The organism is Actinoplanes sp. NPDC049265, assembly GCF_043197135.1.
Lineage (GTDB): Bacteria > Actinomycetota > Actinomycetes > Mycobacteriales > Micromonosporaceae > Actinoplanes.
Genome location: NZ_JBICSP010000026.1, coordinates 105,993 through 122,031, shown reverse-complemented (window position 1 = coordinate 122,031; position 16,039 = coordinate 105,993). Strand labels below are relative to the sequence as shown.

The window sequence follows — 16,039 nt, the reverse complement described above, 5'->3', positions numbered from 1 at the left end:
CAACCCACCGAACACCGCGCCCTACAACGCCTACTCACCCAACACCCCACCACCGGTTGACACAGGGCACTCCCGCCGAGGTCGCTTCGCTCCACCTGCGTGAGCGGTTGCGCCCCTCCCTCCCGCCGGGCGCACGCTCCCTCCGCACCAGCCACCCGGCCCACTCCCACGCCCACCCTGCGCAAAAGTGGTAGCCCGGGGCGCTGTCCAGCACGGCGGGCCGGTGTGGCGCCGCCGGGCGGTTGGGGCGGTCAGCGGTTGGACAGGTGGGGCAGGTGGATCTCGTCGGGCTCGGGCGGCAGGTCCGAGACGCCGGCGGCGACCGCTTCGGCGTGGCGGCGACGGGCCGGGGGCACGAGCAGGGCGGCGATGATGGCCAGGACGGCGACGCCGGCGCAGACCGCGAAGCCCAGGGTGAAGGCGTCGTCGGTGGGCAGGCCGCGTGGTGTCGAGTGGGATGCGATGACGGCCGCGATGACCGCGGTGCCGATGCTGCTGCCGACCGTTCGGGCGATGGCGTTGACGCTGGTGGCCTCACCGGTCTGGGCCGATGGCACGCTCTCGATGATCGCGTTGGACATGGACGCGAAGCACAGGCCGATGCCGGCGCCGGTGAGCAGGCCGGAGAGTACGACCTCCCACAGGTCGCCGTGGGAGAGGGCGGGGACCACGAAGCCGGCGGCGACCACGACCGCGCCGATGAACAGCGGGACCTTTGGGCCGAACTTGCGGTCGAGCAGGCCGGCCAGCGGGCCAAAGATGATCATGGTGATGACCGTGGGCAGCAGGAACAGGCCGGCCTGGGAGACCGACTGGCCGAAGCCGTAGCCGGTGATCGCGGGTAGTTCGAGCAGGGTCGGCACGAGCAGGAAGGTGCCGAACATGGCGAAGCCGAGGATCAGCGCGACCAGGTCGGTGGCCCAGACGCCGCGGATGCGCATCAGCTTCATGTCGATCAGCGGTTCCTTCGTGCGCCGTTCGACCAGCACGAAGACGATCATCGCGACGACGCCGAGGGCGAGCAGGCCGACCGTTTCGGCCGAGCCCCAGCCCCATTCGCGGCCCTTGCTGATCGCCAGCAGCAGCGCGACCAGGGACACCGACAGGATCAGCGCGCCGCCCCAGTCGAGGTGGCCGGGGTTGCGGACCGACGACTCGGGCATGCCGAAGACGGCGCCCAGCAGGGCGATCACGACCAGCACCAGCGGGAGCCAGAACAGCCACTCCCAGGAGAGGTTCTCGACGATCGGGCCGGCCGCGACGATGCCGATGCCGGCGCCGACGCCGAAGATCGCGGAGAGCAGGCCGACGGTGACGCCGACCCGCTCGCGGGGCAGCGCGTCGCGGACCAGTCCGATGGACAGCGGCATGATCGCGCCGGCCGCGCCCTGCAGGGACCGGGCCACGATCAGGACGACCAGGTTGGGCGCGAGGGCGGCCAGCAGGGTGCCGGCGGCGAGGATCGCGAGTACGCCGATCAGCACTTTCCGCTTGCCGACCATGTCGCCGAGCCGGCCCAGGATCGGGGTCAGCACCGACGCGGACAGCAGGTACGCGGTGAGCACCCAGCTGGCGTCGCTGGTGTTGGCGTGGAGGTCCCGGGCGATGGTGCCCAGGGCAGGCGCCACCAGGGACTGCAGGGTGGCGAAGGCCAGGCCGCCCAGCGACAGGTAGAGCACGAGCAGGGTGCCGTTGACGTGACGGCGTGGCTGAGTCATGGCAACCAGTGTGGGGGCCCCTCCCCGAATATGTAAACGGTCGTTTACGTCACACCGCCCTACGGATACGCTGCAGGGCATGACGCAACAGACGCGCCGTCGGGACGCGGCCGGCACCCGGCGGGCGCTCCTGGACGCGGCCCGCCTCCGATTCGCCACCAACGGGTACGCGGCCACCACCGTGCGCGACATCGCCGACTCCGCGGGCGTCAACGTCTCCCTGATCAGCCGCTACTTCACGTCCAAAGAGGGACTGTTCGAGGCGTGCCTGACCGGCGCCGTGGACGAATTCGACCGCACCGTCACGCCCGACCTGACCATCGACGAGATGCCCCGCAGCATGGTGCGCAACCTGGCCGACGAGAGCGGCAAGACCCGGCTGCTGCTGCTCCTGCGCTCGTCCGGCGACCCCGGCGCCGACCAGGTCCGGCGTAACGTGCTGCGGACCTTCGCCGAGCGCACGGTGGCCGTGACCGGTCAGGAGATCACCGACGAACTGCTGCTGCGGGCCGAACTCGTGCTGGCCACCGCTCTCGGCCTGGTGCTGATGCGGTCGGTCATCGGGGTCGAGCCGCTGGCCACAGTCGACCAGGAGGCGCTGGTGGCGCCGCTCGGTGACGCCATCAGAGGACTGCTGGCGCCCAGTCCCCGAGCATCGTGATCAGCCCGCGACGGCTCAGCATCGCGCGGTCGCCGCTGGTGTCCTTGCCGTACGTCGCCTGACCGAGCGTCCCGTCGTACAGCATCCGGCCGAGCAGCGCCGGCGCGAACCAGCTGTACTTGGGAGCCGGGCCGAGGTCGACGGCCGATGCCGGGTTCCCCTTGTTGTGCAGCAGCAGCTCAGGCTGAGTCACGGACCACCAGCTCGGTCGCGAGCACAACCGACTGCGGCACGTCACGGTCGTCGTCGACCAGGCCGAGCATCTGCCGCGCCATGGTCCGGCCCATGTCCACGATGGGCTGTCGCACCGTGGTCAGCGGCGGATCGCTGTACCGGCTGATCTCGAAGTCGTCGAAGCCGATCACGGCCACGTCGTCCGGCACCCGGCGGCCCTTGTCCTTGAGGACCTGCAGCGCGCCGTGCGCCATCATGTCCGACGCCACGAACACCGCGTCCAGGTCCGGGTCGTCGGCGAGCAGGTCGTTCATGCCCCGTACGCCCGAATCGCGGGTGAAGTCTCCGACCGCGACGTGCCCGCGCAGCCCGGCCTCCTCCAGCGCCGCCCGGTAGCCGTTCAACCGGTCCACCCCGGCCACCATGTCCTGCGGCCCGGCGATGGTGGCGATCCGCCGCCGCCCGAGGGCCACCAGGTGGGCGACGGCCTGGGCGACGCCGCCGAAGTGGTCCACGTCCACGTACGGCACCGGCGACTCGGCCGGCAGCATCGGCCGCCCGCTGCACACCACCGGGATGCCGAGCCGGAACAGCGCCCCGGGCAGTGGGTCGGCGCCGTGCATGGAGGCGAACATGACGCCGTCGACGTGACCGGCCATCGCGTACCGCTCGACCCGGCCGTGGCTGGCCGGCGACCCGGCCATCATCAGCACCAACTGCTTGTCGGCCGCGTCGAGCTCCTGGCTGACGCCGCGGATCACCGCCGGGAAGAACAGGTCGTCGGAGAAGACCCGGTTCGCGGTCTCCGGCAGGATCAGCGCGATCGACTCGGTGCGCTGGGTGACCAGGCTGCGGGCGGCCTGGTTGGGCACGTAGCCGAGTTCCTTGACGGCCGCGTTGACCGCGTCCCGGATCGTCACCGCGACGGTGGTCGAGCCGTTGACGACCCGGGACACCGTGGCCCGGGAGACCCCGGCGCGCCGGGCGACCGCCTCGAGGGTGGGCCGTTCCCGGGTCACCATGCACTCACCCCAAGCCGTTGCGTCGGATCACGTCCGAGTACCAGCGGGCGCTGTCCTTCGGGCGGCGTTCCTGGGTGGCGTAGTCGACGTGGATCACGCCGAACCGCTTCGCGTACCCCTCGGCCCATTCGAAGTTGTCCATCAGAGACCACACGAAGTAGCCCCTCAGGTCAACCCCGGTGGCGATGGCGTCGAGGCAGGCACGCAGGTGGCCGTCGAGGTACTCGACCCGGCGGGTGTCGTGCACCTCGTCCGAGCCCGGGGCCGGTACCTCCGGGTACGCGGCGCCGTTCTCGGTGATCATCAGCGGTACGCCGTAGTCGTTGTGCAGCCGCTCCAGCAGCCGGCGCAGCGCGTCCGGCTCGATCAGCCAGTTCATGTCGGTGACCGGGCCGTCCGGTTTGGTGAAGTCGATGCCCTCCGAGCCGGGGGCGGCGGGCCAGGCGGGCTGACCGGGTTTGGCCGACACGTACGACGGGGTGTAGTAGTTGACCCCGAGCACGTCGATGGGCTGGTTGATCTGCTTCTCGTCGCCGTCGAGGATGAAGTCCAGCGGCGTGAACCGGGCCATCAGCTCGCGCATGTCGTCCGGGTAGGCGCCCTTGACCAGCGGGTCGAGGAAGATCCGGTTGTGCAGGCCGTCGGCGATCCGGGCGGCGGCCTGGTCGGCGGCGCTGTCCGGGTCGACCGGGATGACCGCGTCCGGGTTGAGCGTGATGCCGATCGTGGCGGCGCCGGCCGCGCGCAGTGCCTCGGCGGCCAGGCCGTGACCGAGGAGCAGGTGGTGCACGGCGCGGAAGGCGGCCGCCGGGTCCTGGACGCCGGGCGCGTGGATGCCCGCGGCGTATCCGAGGAAGGCCGAGCACCACGGCTCGTTCAGGGTGGTCCAGGTGGGGACGCGGTCACCCAGGCGGGCGTACACGATCTGGGCGTAGTCGGCGAACGCGAGAGCGGTCTCCCGGCTGGCCCAGCCGCCGCGGCTCTCCAGCGCCTGGGGCAGGTCCCAGTGGTAGAGCGTGACCACCGGGTCGATGCCCTGGGCCAGCAGCTCGTCGGTCAGTCGGTCGTAGAAGTCGAGTCCGCGGGTGTTGACCGGGCCGGTGCCGTCCGGCTGGATCCGCGGCCAGGCGACCGAGAAGCGGTAGGCCCGCAGGCCCAGCTCCGCCATGATCGCGACGTCCTCGCGGTAGCGGTGGTAGTGGTCGCAGGCCACGTCACCGGTGTGCCCGGCGTGGACCTTTCCCGGCGTACGCGAGAACGTGTCCCAGATCGACGGCCCGCGCCCGTCCTCGGTGGCCGCGCCCTCGATCTGGTACGACGCGGTCGCCGAGCCCCACACGAACCCGTCCGGGAACCGCCCGGTTGCCGTCATGCCTTCACCGCTTCCTGCGTTCGGGTGCCCCACCTAGGTCCGACCTACAGACTAAATGGTTGAACGGTTGCGGGAACCCAGCGAGAGTTGCGGAACTCTTTCCACATGCTGGGACGATCAGGCGGCGTGCAGGGCCTGGACCAGGCGGGGATCGCCGGTGATGGCCAGCGCCTCGATCGGTCGCCTGCCCATCAGCGCCAGCTGCAGGTCGCTGGCGGTGCCGGTGGCCTCGGCTCGGGGGTGGTGGTCGTCGGTGTCGAGGATCGTCCCGGTGTCGAGCAGGGCCACCCCGGTGCCGCGGAGCCGGACGAACCACTCGTAGGCCGCGTCGGTCGCGGTCAGGTGCACGACGCCCTGGAACTCGGTCGACTCGAAGCGCCGCCCGGCCGGCAGCCAGGTGTCCAGGATCTCCATCACGCCGTCGGCGGCCAGTTTGGTCTCGATCGGCTGGGGCCGGCCGGCCGCCGCCTCGGCGTCCCACCGGTGCACCGAGACCTCGTGGGCCATCCGGCGCGGCCAGAAGCCGGCCTTCTTGGCCTGGGCCGGCCAGGTCCAGGCCGGAAATTCCGGGTCCAGCGCGTCCAGCGTCTCGATCGTGCCGGTCATCTCGCGGCGCAGGCCCTCGAGCGCCTCGGACCACTCCGGGCGGGGCGGCAGCGGCGGGCGCTCGGGCGCGGTGGTCACGCCGCGGGGGGCGGACTCGCGGACCCGGTGCAGCACGGCGCTCAGGTGCTCGACGAGGTCGGCCACGGTCCAGCCCGGGCAGCCGGGCACGGCGGCGTCCGGTCCGGCCTCGGTCACCGCGTTTTGCAGCGCCGGACCGTCGGCGCGCAGCGCGGCGAGCCAGAAGTCCTTGGTCGCGTGCAACCTGTTCATGACAGCTCCCGCCCGAGTCCTGCGAAATCGATGAGCCTAGGGTTACTTCGTGTCCGAAGTCTCCCCTGAGCAACGAGCCGACGCACCCCTTAGTTCACTCGGGGCTTACACGACGCTACGCCTCGGTGGTCCGGCCGGCACCCTGACGGTGGCCACCGAACCCGACGAAGCGCTCGCAACCGTGCGAAACGCCTCCGCTGCCGGGGAGTCGGTGCTCATCCTGGCAGGTGGCAGCAATGTCGTCATCGGTGACGCGGGGTTCGCCGGGCACGTGGTGCTCCTCCGCACGCGCGGGATCAGGCCGATCGCACAGGACGACGATTCCGTCACACTCCGCGTGGCGGCCGGTGAGGTGTGGGATGACTTCGTCGCGCGTACCGTCCGTGACGGTCTGTCCGGCGTGGAGTGTCTCTCCGGCATCCCCGGCTCGGCCGGCGCCACCCCGATCCAGAACGTCGGCGCGTACGGCCAGGAGGTCGCGCACACGATCGTGGCCGTGCACGCCTACGACCGGGACGCCGACGCCGTGGTCACGCTGACCGCCGAGGAGTGTGGCTTCGGCTATCGCAGCAGCGTGTTCAAGTACAGCGACCGCCGCCTGGTGCTCGAGGTCGACTTCCGGCTCACCCGCGGGACCGGTTCGGAGCCCATCCGGTACGCCGAGTTGGCCCGTCAGCTCGGCGTCGAGGCCGGCGACCGGGTGCCGCTGGAGCAGGCCCGGGAGACCGTCCTCAAGCTGCGCGCGGGCAAGGGCATGGTGCTCGACCCGGACGACCGGGACACCTGGTCGGTGGGCTCGTTCTTCACCAACCCGGTGGTCGACCGGCTGCCCGAGCCGAACATGCCGCACTGGCCGGCACCGGGCGGCCGGGTCAAGCTCCCGGCGGCCTGGCTGATCGAGCAGGCCGGCTTCACCAAGGGCTTCGGCGTCGGCGACGGTGTCCGGATCTCGGCCAAGCACACCCTGGCGCTCACCAACCGTGGCACCGGCACCACCGCCGAGCTGCTCGAACTGGCCCGGGTGATCCGGGCCGGGGTACGGGACCGGTTCGGCATCGAGCTGCATCCCGAACCGGTCCTGATCGCCTGCGAGCTCTGACTACTCCCAGCCGAAGACCTGGGTGAAGTACGGCGTGCCGTCGGCCGCCCGGCGGGTGCCGATGCCGACCGACCGGGCCTCGCAGTTGAGGATGTTGGCCCGGTGCGGCGGGCTGGCCATCCAGGCGGCCATCACCTGATCAGTGTCGCGGTAACCCCAGGCGATGTTCTCGCCGGCCGGCTTGGTGTAGCCCGCCTCCTGGGCCCGGTCGACGAACGTCGAGCCGTCCGCTCCGAGGTGCCCGAACTGCCGGGTCGTGGCCATGTAGCCGCTCTGCTCGACCGACGCGATGATCAGCTCGGTCTCCACCCGCAGCGGCGGGCAGCCGGCTTCGGCCCGCTCCTCGTTGGTCGCGGTGAGCAGGGCGAAGCTGAGCATTCCGTCCGGCGAGTAGTGCGGCGTCACGGTGGCCGCGTTCGCCGGGGCCGGTGCGAGCAGCAGGGCCGGCATGGCGAGGCCGGCGATGAGGTACTTCCACATCATTGAGGTGCCTCCGATACGGGCTCGGACGTCCGTCGTCCGGTATTCCGTATCGGACCGTCTCTCCCGCCGGACGTCCGGTTTACCGCGATTGTCGGGGCAGGAGTGCCGCCGGGATGTCAGTCTGAGAGTTTGAGCGGCAGCCGGATCTCGGCCCCGGCGCCGGCCGCCGGGTCGTAGGTGAGGCGGACCGACCCGCCGTGCCGGGTGGCGATGGCGTCGGCCAGCAGCATCCACAGCGCGGTGCTGCGCGACCGGTGCGGAGGCGCGGGCTCGGCCAGCATGACGGCCATCAGGTGCTCGTCGGTGAGCGGTTCGGCCTGCCGTGCGGTGATCGTCACGGTCCAGCCGTCGTCGTCCGGCTCGGCGGTCACCCGCGCCGACCGGTCCAGGGCGCCGCCGGCGACCGTGCCGAGCACCGCGTAGAAGAGCTCCCGCAGCAGGGCTCGGTCGGCGTGCAGGCCGGGACCGTCGGCCGCCTCCAGAGTGGCCGCGGTGTGCGGCTCGTGCCCGGCCAGCAGCTCGATCGCTTCCCGCAGGAGCGGCGTCAGTGGCCCGTCGGCGGGGTTCAGCGGCAGGTCGCCGGTCTGCAGCCGGCTCACCACCATCAGGTCGTCGACCAGGGTCAGCATCCGGTCGGTGTTGCGCCGGACCGCGGAAACCGCCAGCGAACGCTCGTCCGGTGCGAGATCGTCGTGGTCGAGGCTCTCGGTGAAAGAGGCGATGGTGGTCAGCGGCGTACGTAACTCGTGCGAGATGACGGCCAGAAAGCGCGCCTGGGGGGTGGCGGTCACCGGATCCTCGCGGACCGGCCCGGACAGCGGATAAGCACGCTAAAGTTTAACTGTCCGTATTTGAATGGACACATCACGCTATCGCGGTGTTTCGCGCGTTTCGTGTGAGCCGGCACGACGGGGGTTGTGGCGATGGGTGCAACGAGCATGACGTACTCCGGTGACGCCGGATGAGCCGGCTCCTGGTCGTCGAGGACGACCCGGACATCGCGCTGGCCCTGCGTCTGCTGTTCAGCCGGGCCGGCTACGAGGTCGCGCACGCCGGTGACGGGCGTACCGGTCTCAAGGAGGCCTACGCCGAGCACCCCGACCTGGTCGTGCTCGACGTCGGCCTGCCCGAGATGGACGGCTGGCAGGTGCTCGAACGGCTCCGCGACGTCTCCGACGTGCCGGTCCTGGTGCTCACCGCGCACGGTCAGGAGGCCGAGAAGGTCCGCGGCCTGCGCGGCGGCGCCGACGACTACCTGACCAAGCCGTTCGCCAACAACGAACTGCTGGCCCGGGTCGAGGCGCTGCTACGCCGCTCGTCGTCCGGGCAGAACAGCTGGGCCAGCCAGATCTACGACGACGGCCTGGTGCACCTCGACCCGACCAAGCGCCGGGTCTACGTCAAGGGCGACGAGAAGCGCCTCACGCCGACCGAGTTCCGGCTGCTCAACGCGCTGGTCCGGCACGCCGGCGCGGTGCTCAGCCCCAATCAGCTGCTGACCCAGGCCTGGGACGATCCGACCGGGATCGGCCAGGAACGGGTGAAGTTCGCCGTGCTCCGGCTACGCCGAAAGCTCGGCTGGTCCGATCCGGACGAGTCGCCGATCGAGTCGGTCCGGGGTTTCGGCTACCGCTATCGCAAGGCGGCCGGCGAGGAAGGCTGAGGTGTCGGCCGGGTGTGCTCAGGTTGCGCGTACCCAGGTCGATCAGGGTCTTGGTAGGGCTAGAGCGGAGGGTGACGCACGGTGGAAGACCTTGGTGAGATCGTCGGCGAGTTCCTCATGGAGAGCCATGAGAACCTGGATCAGATCGACCGGGATCTAGTCGATCTCGAGCAGGACCCCAACTCGCGCGATCTGATCTCGCGCATCTTCCGGGCGATCCACACGATCAAGGGCACCAGTGGCTTCCTGGCCTTCGGCCGGCTGGAGACACTGGCCCACGCGGGTGAATCGCTGCTGTCCAAACTGCGGGACGGCGTCATGCCGGTCACCCCGCAGACGATCACCACGCTGCTGGCCACCATCGACGGGGTCCGGTCGCTGCTCGCCGAGATCGAGGCGAGCGGCAACGAGGGCGACGTCGACGTGGACAGCATCATCAGCGCGGTACACGCCCAGATGCAGGCTCCCGCCGCCGAGGGGGAAGCGCAGGCCGAGGCCGAACCGGCCGCCGAGGCCGCCGAACCGGAGGTCGCACCGGCTCCGCTGGAGGAGCAGGGCACCCGCCCGGCGCCCGACCCGGTCGAGGGCCAGCGCAAGCCGATCGGCGAGATGCTGGTCGAGTCCGGTGCCGCCCAGCCCGCCGACGTCGCGTCCGGCCTGCAGTCGCAGCTCGAGGGTGACGAACGCAAGCTCGGCACGATCCTGCTCGAGGAGGGCAAGGCCCAGCCGGCCGCGGTCAACGAGGCACTGCAGCAGCAGGCGCCCAAGCGCAGCGTCGCCGACCAGGCCATCCGGGTCGACGTCGACCTGCTCGACAACCTGATGAACATGGTCGGCGAGCTCGTCCTGGCGCGCAACCAGCTGGTCCGGGGCGTGATGGAGACCGGCGACTCGGGCCTGGTCCGCAGCGCCCAGCGGCTCGGCATGATCACCAGCGAGCTGCAGGCCGGGATCATGAAGACCCGGATGCAGCCGATCGACCACATCTGGTCGAAGCTGCCCCGGGTCATCCGGGACCTCTCCAACTCCCTCGGCAAGCAGGTCCAGCTGGTCATGCAGGGCAAGGAGACCGAGCTCGACCGCAGCCTGCTCGAGGCGGTCAAGGACCCGCTGACCCACCTGGTCCGCAACGCGGTCGACCACGGCATCGAAGAGGTCGAGCGCCGGACCGCGGCCGGCAAGACGCCGGAGGGCACCCTGACGCTCCGGGCCTACCACGAGGGTGGGCACGTGGCGGTCGAGGTGGCCGACGACGGCGCCGGCATGGACGTCAACCGGATCGCGCAGAAGGCGGTCGAGAAGGGCCTGCTCCGCGCCGATCAGGTGGCGACCATGGACAAGCGCGACATCATGGCGATGGTCTTCCAGCCCGGCTTCTCGACCGCGGCCAAGGTGACCAACGTGTCCGGCCGGGGCGTCGGCATGGACGTGGTCAAGACCAACATCGAGCGGATCGGCGGCACCGTCAGCGTCGACTCCACCCTCGGCGAAGGCACCGTCTGGCGGCTGAACATCCCGCTGACCCTGGCCATCATCCAGGCGCTCACTGTCGACTGCGGCGACCAGCGGTACGTCATCCCGCAGGTCGCCGTGCTGGAACTGGTCTTCATCGACGGGCAGTCCACCAAGATCGAATACGCCTCGGGGGCGCCGGTGTACCGGCTGCGCGGCAAACTCCTGCCGCTGGTGCGGCTGGACCGCGCGCTCGGCCTGGAGGTCGGCGGCGACCAGGGTGTCTACATCATGGTGCTGCAGGCCGACGGCCGCCGGTTCGGCCTGGTCGTGGACCGCGTCCTCAACACCGAAGAGGTCGTGGTCAAGGCGCTCAACAGCAGGTTCAAGGACATCGGCATCTACGCCGGCGCGACCATCCTCGGTGACGGCAAGGTCGGCCTGATCCTGGACGCGTCCTCGCTGGCCCGCCGCTCGCAGCTCGCCCAGGACTCGGAACGGCAGAACGTGCAGGGCACGTCGCGGGGCGCGGGCGCCGCCGGCACCGGTGAACGGCTGCTGGTCACCGCGGTCGGCGAACGCCGGGTGGCGATCCCGCTGGACACGGTCACCCGGCTCGAGGAGTTCCCACGGGACCGGATCGAGCAGGCCGGCTCGCGCGAGGTGGTGCAGTACCGAGGGCAGATCCTGCCCCTGGTCCGGCTGTCGCACCTGCTCGGGGCGTACACCGAGGAGTTGGAGGGGGACACCGTGTCGGTGGTGGTCTACAGCGAGGGTGGCCGCAGCGTCGCGCTGGTCGTCGACCGGATCGTGGACATCGCGGAGAACTCGACCACCGCCCGCCGGGACGCCGAGGAGGACGGCCTGGTCGGCACCGCGGTGATCCAGCAGCGGGTGACCGAGTTGCTCGACGTACGCCGGGCCATCCTGGCCGCGGACCCGAACTTCTATCAGGACATGGACGACCCGATGCTGGTGGAGGCCTGACATGGCGAGCCGGCAGTTCGCCACCTTCGAGGTGGCCGATCAGCTCTTCGGCGTCGAGGTGGACACCGTGCAGGAGGTGCTCTCGTACAACGAGTACACCCCGGTGCCCCTCGCCCCGCCCGCCGTCGGCGGCCTGTTCAACCTGCGGGGCCAGGTCATCGCCGCGGTCGACCTACGGGTGCAGCTGGGCCTGGCCCGGCAGTCGCTCGAGGGCCCGGTGATGAACGTGATCCTGCGCGGCGACGGCGAACCGGTCAGCCTGCTGGTCGACCGGATCGGCGAGGTCGTCGACCTCGACGACGACGCGTTCGAGCCGCCGCCGGACACCCTCAGCGGGCCGACCCGCGAGCTCGTGGTCGGCACCTTCAAGCTGGACGGGCGGCTGATGCTCGCCCTGGACGTGCGGCAGGCCGTCGACACATATCGAGCCACCACCTGATGTACAGCCTGGTCAGCGCTCCCGTCCTCGGCTTCGATCTGACCCGCCTGGGCGGTGGGTCGGCCACGGCCGAGGTGCTTCTGCGCGGCCTGCGGCTGGGGCCGGGCGATCTGCCGGTCCTGGCCGAACGGCTGCCGCACGAGGACGTGCGCGGCCCGCTCTGGGTCGAGGTGGAGAGCGCCGCCCGGCGGCTGCCGTCGCTCAAGTCGCTGGAGAAGGACGACCCGGCCGGCGCGCTGGCCCTGGTCGAACGGGCGCCCATCGGCTCGGTCGACGCGCTGCTCACCTGTCTGCGCTACGACGTGATGGCGTGGACCTGGCACGGCGCCGGCCGGGAGGCGAAGCAGACCGACTCGGCCTCCGCCGCCACCGCCCTGCTCTGCGACGCCGCGGTGGCCAGCTACCTGCGCGAGGTGCTGAGCGAGTCGACCCGCCGGATGCTCGGCGCCGGCTGGGTGTCCGCGTTGCGGAAGTTGCCGGCCGGTGCGCCGATCGACCTCGGACCGCACCACTACGCCGTGTCCGCCCTGCTGGATCGGCTGCGTGGCATCCGGGCGCGTGATCTGACCCGCCTGACAGCCTCGGCTGAGGACGCGCGACGCAACGCCGGTGGGTGGTCCCCGGCGGTGCATTCCGCCTCGTGGGCGGCGTATCTGTCGGATCGGGTCCGAACGGCCGCCGCAGCGCAGATGCTGTTGGTACAGGCCGTCGACACGGCCGGTATCCCGTTGGCCGACCGGGCCGGCGGGGTGTGGAACATGCTCAGCGGCGCGGTCCAGGCGCTGGTCGTGCGTGACCTGCTGGACACCGCCACGGCACATCGGCTGCTCGCACCGGTGGTCGCGGCGCTCGGCCCGTCCTGGCTCGGCGAGAAGGGGGTGGCCTGATGATCGCTGTCCTCGTCGTGGACGACTCTGTCGTCGTACGCAAGCTGATCACCGATGCCCTGGGCGGTGCGCCCGGTATCGAAGTGGTCGGCACGGCGGCCAACGGTCAGCTGGCCCAGGCCAAGATCGACCAGTTGAAGCCGGACGTCATCACCATGGACATCGAGATGCCCAAGATGAACGGCATCGAGGCAGTCCGCGAACTGCGCAAGCGGAACAAGCAGGTGCCGGTCATCATGTTCAGCACCCTGTCCGCGTCGGGCGCGTCGGCCACGCTGGAGGCGCTCTCCGCGGGCGCCACCGACTACGTGACCAAGCCGTCCAACGTCGGCTCGATCGCCGAGTCGGTCGCGGCGGTGCGTGAACAACTCGTACCCAAGATCCACGCCCTGGCGAAGAAGGGCCCACCGTCGGCGCCGTCGCGGGCACCGGCACGGCCACTGACCGGACCGCCGAGCCGGCCCGCGCCGTCCCTGCGGCCCGCGGCCACCCGCCCGGCCGCACCGGTGCGCCGTGGCCCACCGGGCCGGGTCGACCTGCTCGCGGTGGGCTGCTCGACCGGCGGCCCGGACGCGCTGACCAAGGTGCTGCTCGGTCTGACCGCCGACCTGCCGGTGCCGATGGTGGTCACCCAGCACATGCCGCCGGTGTTCACCAAGATGTTCGCCGAGCGGCTCGACCGCAGCACGGCGCTGACCGTGGTCGAGGCGTCCGAGGGCATGGAACTCGCCGCCGGGACCGTCTACATAGCGCCCGGGGACAAGCACCTCGTGCTCGTACGTAAGGGAACGGCAGTGGTCACCCAGCTCAGCAGCGCGCCGCCGGAGAACTCGTGCCGGCCGGCGGTCGACGTCATGTTCCGTTCGGTGGCGCAGGTGTTCGGAGGGGCCGCGTACGCGACGGTGCTCACCGGCATGGGCGCCGACGGCCGCAACGGCGCCAAGGTGATGCGCGACGCCGGCGCCGAGGTGCTCGCCCAGGATGAGGCGAGCTCGGTGGTCTGGGGCATGCCCGGCGCGGTCGTGCAGGCCGGGCTGGCCGACGAGATCGTGCCGCTCGACCGCATCGCATCCAGCATGCTCAACCGGCTCAAGGTCGGCCGATCCGCGGCGGTGGCCCGATGACCCTTTCCCAGGCCGACTTCTCGTTCGTCTCCACCCTGGTCCGGCGCGAGGCGTCGATCGTGCTCGCCCCCGGCAAGGAGTATCTGGTCGAGGCCAGGCTGATCCCGGTCGCCCGGGCGGTCGGCGCGGCCGGTGTCGGTGACTTCCTGGCCGAGCTGCAGCGCCGCACCAACAAGGAGCACGAGCGCAGGGTCGTCGACGCGCTCACCACCAACGAGACGTCCTGGTTCCGCGACCGGGAGCCGTTCACCGCGCTGACCGACGTGGTGCTGCCGGAGCTGGTCAAGTCCCGGGGCAGCCAGCGCAAGATCCGGCTCTGGTCGGCGGCCAGCTCCAGCGGCCAGGAGGCGTACAGCCTGGCCATCACCCTGCAGGAGCACCTGCCTCCGGGCTGGGGCTACGAGATCATGGGCAGCGACATCTCCACCGAGATGGTCAAGCGGGCCGAGACGGCCGAGTACAGCCAGGTCGAGGTCAACCGCGGCCTGCCCGCGGCCCAGCTGGTGCAGTACTTCGAACGGGCCGGCGCGCACTGGCGGATCGCGCCCGCCCTGCGGCGCAACGTCAGCTTCAAGCTGATGAATCTGACCGCGCCCCTGCCGCCGATGCCCCAGTTCGACGTGATCTTCCTACGCAACGTCCTGATCTACTTCGACGTCGCGACCAAGAAGAACGTGCTGCGCAACGTGGCCCGGCTGCTGCGGCCGGACGGCTGGCTGTTCCTCGGCGCGGCCGAGACGACCATCGGCATCGACGACAACTACGAACGGGTGGCGGCCGGACGGACCTCCGCCTACCGGATCCGCAGCGCCGCGCCGGTCGGCGCCGGTGCTGCCAGGAGGGGATGAAACATGCGCGCCATGGTGATCGACGACTCCCGAGCGATGCGCATGATCCTCAAGCGCATCGTCACCAAACTGAACTTCGAGGCCACCGAGGCCGGCGACGGCCAGGAGGCACTGGACCTGCTGGCCACCATGACCGAGGTGCCGGACCTGGCCCTGATCGACTGGAACATGCCCAACATGAACGGGCTCGAGTTCGTCACCCGGGTCCGGGCCGACCCGCGCCTGCGGGAGATGACCCTGGTCATGGTCACGACCGAGAGCGAACAGAGCCAGATCGTGCGGGCGCTCGCGGCGGGCGCCCACGAATACGTGATCAAGCCCTTCACCGAGGGCGCGATGATCGAAAAGCTGGCCCTGCTGGGCCTTGTCCCGACCGGAGCGAACTCATGAGCGTCGACGTCGTGGTGAATGAGGGCGACCTCGCCGAGATGGTGGAACAGGTCTGGGTGTCCTACCTGGACCCGGAGGGGATCAACCCGTTGATCCCGACCGGTGACGAGAAGCAGCCGTCCGAGGTGCACTCGTCGGTCTCGATCACCGGATCCTGGACCGGGCACGTGGTCTACGCGTCCTCCATCAGGGCCGCGAAGATGGCCGCCGCCGCCTTCCTGGCCATGGAGGTCGAGGAGGTGGGCGCCGAGGACCTGTCCGACGTGCTCGGCGAGCTGGCCAACATCGTCGGCGGCAACGTCAAGGCGATGCTGCCGGCCGGCTGCTTCCTGTCCCTGCCGCAGGTGGTGATGGCCCCCGACTCGGCCACCAAGTATCCGGCCGCCGAGCGGCTCAGCGGTCTCTACGGCGTGTGGGACGGCGAGCCGGTGTCGGTCTCGATGTGGCAGAGCCGGGACAGCAACAAGGAGGGGGAGTCCGCATGAAGATCCTGATCGCCGACGACAGCCGGGTGATGCGGCAGATCGTCACCCGGACGCTGCGTCAGGCCGGCTTCGGCGACCACGACCTGGTGGAGGCCGCGGACGGCAAGGAGGCACTCGACAAGGCCACGGCTGAAGGCCCCGACCTGGTCATCTCCGACTGGAACATGCCTGAGATGACCGGCATCGAGGTGCTCCGCCAGCTGCGCTCGGCCGGCAACGCCGTGAAGTTCGGCTTCGTCACCTCGGAGTGCACGCCCGAGATGCAGCAGCAGGCCGAGGCGGCGGGCTCGCTGTTCTTCATCGTCAAGCCCTTCACCGCCGAACGTTTCGATGAGGTCCTCTCTCCGATCTTGGGATGA

General features: G+C 70.6%; 18 protein-coding genes. 11 read left to right on the top strand and 7 right to left on the bottom strand.

Going from position 1 to position 16,039, the window contains the following annotated elements:
- Nucleotides 1-251 precede the first annotated feature (251 nt).
- Complete coding sequence (locus ACGFIO_RS39580) at nucleotides 252-1,718, bottom strand: MFS transporter (protein ID WP_392835183.1); 1,467 nt, start codon at nucleotides 1,716-1,718, stop codon at nucleotides 252-254.
- A 79-nt stretch (nucleotides 1,719-1,797) separates the two neighbouring features.
- Between ACGFIO_RS39580 and ACGFIO_RS39575 the strand changes: the two genes are divergently transcribed.
- Nucleotides 1,798-2,379 carry a TetR family transcriptional regulator gene (locus ACGFIO_RS39575; protein WP_392835180.1) on the top strand — a complete coding sequence of 194 codons (582 nt, stop codon included), beginning with the start codon at nucleotides 1,798-1,800 and terminating at the stop codon, nucleotides 2,377-2,379.
- On the opposite strand, the gene ACGFIO_RS39570 is transcribed toward ACGFIO_RS39575, so the two are convergent.
- From ACGFIO_RS39570 to ACGFIO_RS39555, 4 genes are all read right to left on the bottom strand, one after another.
- The gene (locus tag ACGFIO_RS39570; protein ID WP_392835179.1) at nucleotides 2,342-2,572 is read right to left on the bottom strand and encodes a hypothetical protein; all 231 of its coding nucleotides are present in this window, start codon (nucleotides 2,570-2,572) and stop codon (nucleotides 2,342-2,344) included. The two genes, ACGFIO_RS39575 and ACGFIO_RS39570, sit on opposite strands and share 38 nt — an antisense overlap.
- Nucleotides 2,559-3,575, bottom strand: coding sequence for a LacI family DNA-binding transcriptional regulator (locus tag ACGFIO_RS39565; protein ID WP_392835177.1), 1,017 nt, complete (start codon nucleotides 3,573-3,575; stop codon nucleotides 2,559-2,561). Before ACGFIO_RS39565 ends, ACGFIO_RS39570 begins: the two co-directional genes overlap by 14 nt.
- Nucleotides 3,576-3,579: 4 nt before the next feature.
- A complete protein-coding gene (locus tag ACGFIO_RS39560) occupies nucleotides 3,580-4,947 on the bottom strand; it encodes a GH1 family beta-glucosidase (RefSeq protein WP_392835175.1) in 1,368 nt (455 codons plus the stop codon).
- A gap of 117 nt (nucleotides 4,948-5,064) precedes the next feature.
- Nucleotides 5,065-5,823 (bottom strand): maleylpyruvate isomerase family mycothiol-dependent enzyme, encoded by a 759-nt coding sequence (locus ACGFIO_RS39555; protein WP_392835172.1) that lies wholly within the window; start codon nucleotides 5,821-5,823, stop codon nucleotides 5,065-5,067.
- A 49-nt stretch (nucleotides 5,824-5,872) separates the two neighbouring features.
- Between ACGFIO_RS39555 and ACGFIO_RS39550 the strand changes: the two genes are divergently transcribed.
- A complete protein-coding gene (locus tag ACGFIO_RS39550) occupies nucleotides 5,873-6,922 on the top strand; it encodes a UDP-N-acetylmuramate dehydrogenase (RefSeq protein WP_392835170.1) in 1,050 nt (349 codons plus the stop codon).
- On the opposite strand, the gene ACGFIO_RS39545 is transcribed toward ACGFIO_RS39550, so the two are convergent.
- Together ACGFIO_RS39545 and ACGFIO_RS39540 are read right to left on the bottom strand one after the other, a co-directional pair.
- Nucleotides 6,923-7,405, bottom strand: a complete 483-nt coding sequence (locus ACGFIO_RS39545; RefSeq protein WP_392835167.1) for a CAP domain-containing protein — start codon at nucleotides 7,403-7,405, stop codon at nucleotides 6,923-6,925.
- A gap of 116 nt (nucleotides 7,406-7,521) precedes the next feature.
- Nucleotides 7,522-8,196, bottom strand: a complete 675-nt coding sequence (locus tag ACGFIO_RS39540) for a sensor histidine kinase (RefSeq protein WP_392835164.1) — start codon at nucleotides 8,194-8,196, stop codon at nucleotides 7,522-7,524.
- A 170-nt stretch (nucleotides 8,197-8,366) separates the two neighbouring features.
- Between ACGFIO_RS39540 and ACGFIO_RS39535 the strand changes: the two genes are divergently transcribed.
- The 9 genes from ACGFIO_RS39535 to ACGFIO_RS39495 all read left to right on the top strand — a co-directional run bounded on the left by ACGFIO_RS39535 (nucleotide 8,367) and on the right by ACGFIO_RS39495 (nucleotide 16,039).
- Entirely contained in the window at nucleotides 8,367-9,068 is a 702-nt protein-coding gene (locus ACGFIO_RS39535) for a response regulator transcription factor (protein ID WP_392835161.1), read from the top strand.
- A gap of 81 nt (nucleotides 9,069-9,149) precedes the next feature.
- A complete protein-coding gene (locus tag ACGFIO_RS39530) occupies nucleotides 9,150-11,507 on the top strand; it encodes a chemotaxis protein CheW (RefSeq protein ID WP_392835159.1) in 2,358 nt (785 codons plus the stop codon).
- A 1-nt stretch (nucleotide 11,508) separates the two neighbouring features.
- Entirely contained in the window at nucleotides 11,509-11,946 is a 438-nt protein-coding gene (locus ACGFIO_RS39525) for a chemotaxis protein CheW (protein ID WP_392835157.1), read from the top strand.
- A complete protein-coding gene (locus ACGFIO_RS39520; RefSeq protein ID WP_392835154.1) occupies nucleotides 11,946-12,833 on the top strand; it encodes a hypothetical protein in 888 nt (295 codons plus the stop codon). The genes ACGFIO_RS39525 and ACGFIO_RS39520 overlap by 1 nt, the downstream gene beginning before the upstream one ends.
- Nucleotides 12,833-13,957, top strand: coding sequence for a chemotaxis response regulator protein-glutamate methylesterase (locus tag ACGFIO_RS39515; RefSeq protein WP_392835151.1), 1,125 nt, complete (start codon nucleotides 12,833-12,835; stop codon nucleotides 13,955-13,957). Before ACGFIO_RS39520 ends, ACGFIO_RS39515 begins: the two co-directional genes overlap by 1 nt.
- Nucleotides 13,954-14,805 (top strand): CheR family methyltransferase, encoded by an 852-nt coding sequence (locus ACGFIO_RS39510; protein ID WP_392835149.1) that lies wholly within the window; start codon nucleotides 13,954-13,956, stop codon nucleotides 14,803-14,805. Before ACGFIO_RS39515 ends, ACGFIO_RS39510 begins: the two co-directional genes overlap by 4 nt.
- Nucleotides 14,806-14,808: 3 nt before the next feature.
- Entirely contained in the window at nucleotides 14,809-15,195 is a 387-nt protein-coding gene (locus ACGFIO_RS39505; RefSeq protein WP_392835146.1) for a response regulator, read from the top strand.
- Entirely contained in the window at nucleotides 15,192-15,680 is a 489-nt protein-coding gene (locus ACGFIO_RS39500) for a chemotaxis protein CheX (RefSeq protein ID WP_392835145.1), read from the top strand. Before ACGFIO_RS39505 ends, ACGFIO_RS39500 begins: the two co-directional genes overlap by 4 nt.
- Nucleotides 15,677-16,039 (top strand): response regulator, encoded by a 363-nt coding sequence (locus ACGFIO_RS39495; RefSeq protein ID WP_392835142.1) that lies wholly within the window; start codon nucleotides 15,677-15,679, stop codon nucleotides 16,037-16,039. Before ACGFIO_RS39500 ends, ACGFIO_RS39495 begins: the two co-directional genes overlap by 4 nt.

Excerpts from the sequence above, each read along its gene's own strand:
- ACGFIO_RS39580 (WP_392835183.1), bottom strand. The coding sequence starts at position 1,718 with ATGACTCAGCCACGCCGTCACGTCAACGGCACCCTGCTCGTGCTCTAC.
- ACGFIO_RS39575 (WP_392835180.1), top strand. The coding sequence starts at position 1,798 with ATGACGCAACAGACGCGCCGTCGGGACGCGGCCGGCACCCGGCGGGCG.
- ACGFIO_RS39565 (WP_392835177.1), bottom strand. The coding sequence starts at position 3,575 with ATGGTGACCCGGGAACGGCCCACCCTCGAGGCGGTCGCCCGGCGCGCC.
- ACGFIO_RS39560 (WP_392835175.1), bottom strand. The coding sequence starts at position 4,947 with ATGACGGCAACCGGGCGGTTCCCGGACGGGTTCGTGTGGGGCTCGGCG.
- ACGFIO_RS39555 (WP_392835172.1), bottom strand. The coding sequence starts at position 5,823 with ATGAACAGGTTGCACGCGACCAAGGACTTCTGGCTCGCCGCGCTGCGC.
- ACGFIO_RS39545 (WP_392835167.1), bottom strand. The coding sequence starts at position 7,405 with ATGATGTGGAAGTACCTCATCGCCGGCCTCGCCATGCCGGCCCTGCTG.
- ACGFIO_RS39535 (WP_392835161.1), top strand. The coding sequence starts at position 8,367 with ATGAGCCGGCTCCTGGTCGTCGAGGACGACCCGGACATCGCGCTGGCC.
- ACGFIO_RS39525 (WP_392835157.1), top strand. The coding sequence starts at position 11,509 with ATGGCGAGCCGGCAGTTCGCCACCTTCGAGGTGGCCGATCAGCTCTTC.
- ACGFIO_RS39520 (WP_392835154.1), top strand. The coding sequence starts at position 11,946 with ATGTACAGCCTGGTCAGCGCTCCCGTCCTCGGCTTCGATCTGACCCGC.
- ACGFIO_RS39515 (WP_392835151.1), top strand. The coding sequence starts at position 12,833 with ATGATCGCTGTCCTCGTCGTGGACGACTCTGTCGTCGTACGCAAGCTG.
- ACGFIO_RS39510 (WP_392835149.1), top strand. The coding sequence starts at position 13,954 with ATGACCCTTTCCCAGGCCGACTTCTCGTTCGTCTCCACCCTGGTCCGG.
- ACGFIO_RS39505 (WP_392835146.1), top strand. The coding sequence starts at position 14,809 with ATGCGCGCCATGGTGATCGACGACTCCCGAGCGATGCGCATGATCCTC.
- ACGFIO_RS39500 (WP_392835145.1), top strand. The coding sequence starts at position 15,192 with ATGAGCGTCGACGTCGTGGTGAATGAGGGCGACCTCGCCGAGATGGTG.
- ACGFIO_RS39495 (WP_392835142.1), top strand. The coding sequence starts at position 15,677 with ATGAAGATCCTGATCGCCGACGACAGCCGGGTGATGCGGCAGATCGTC.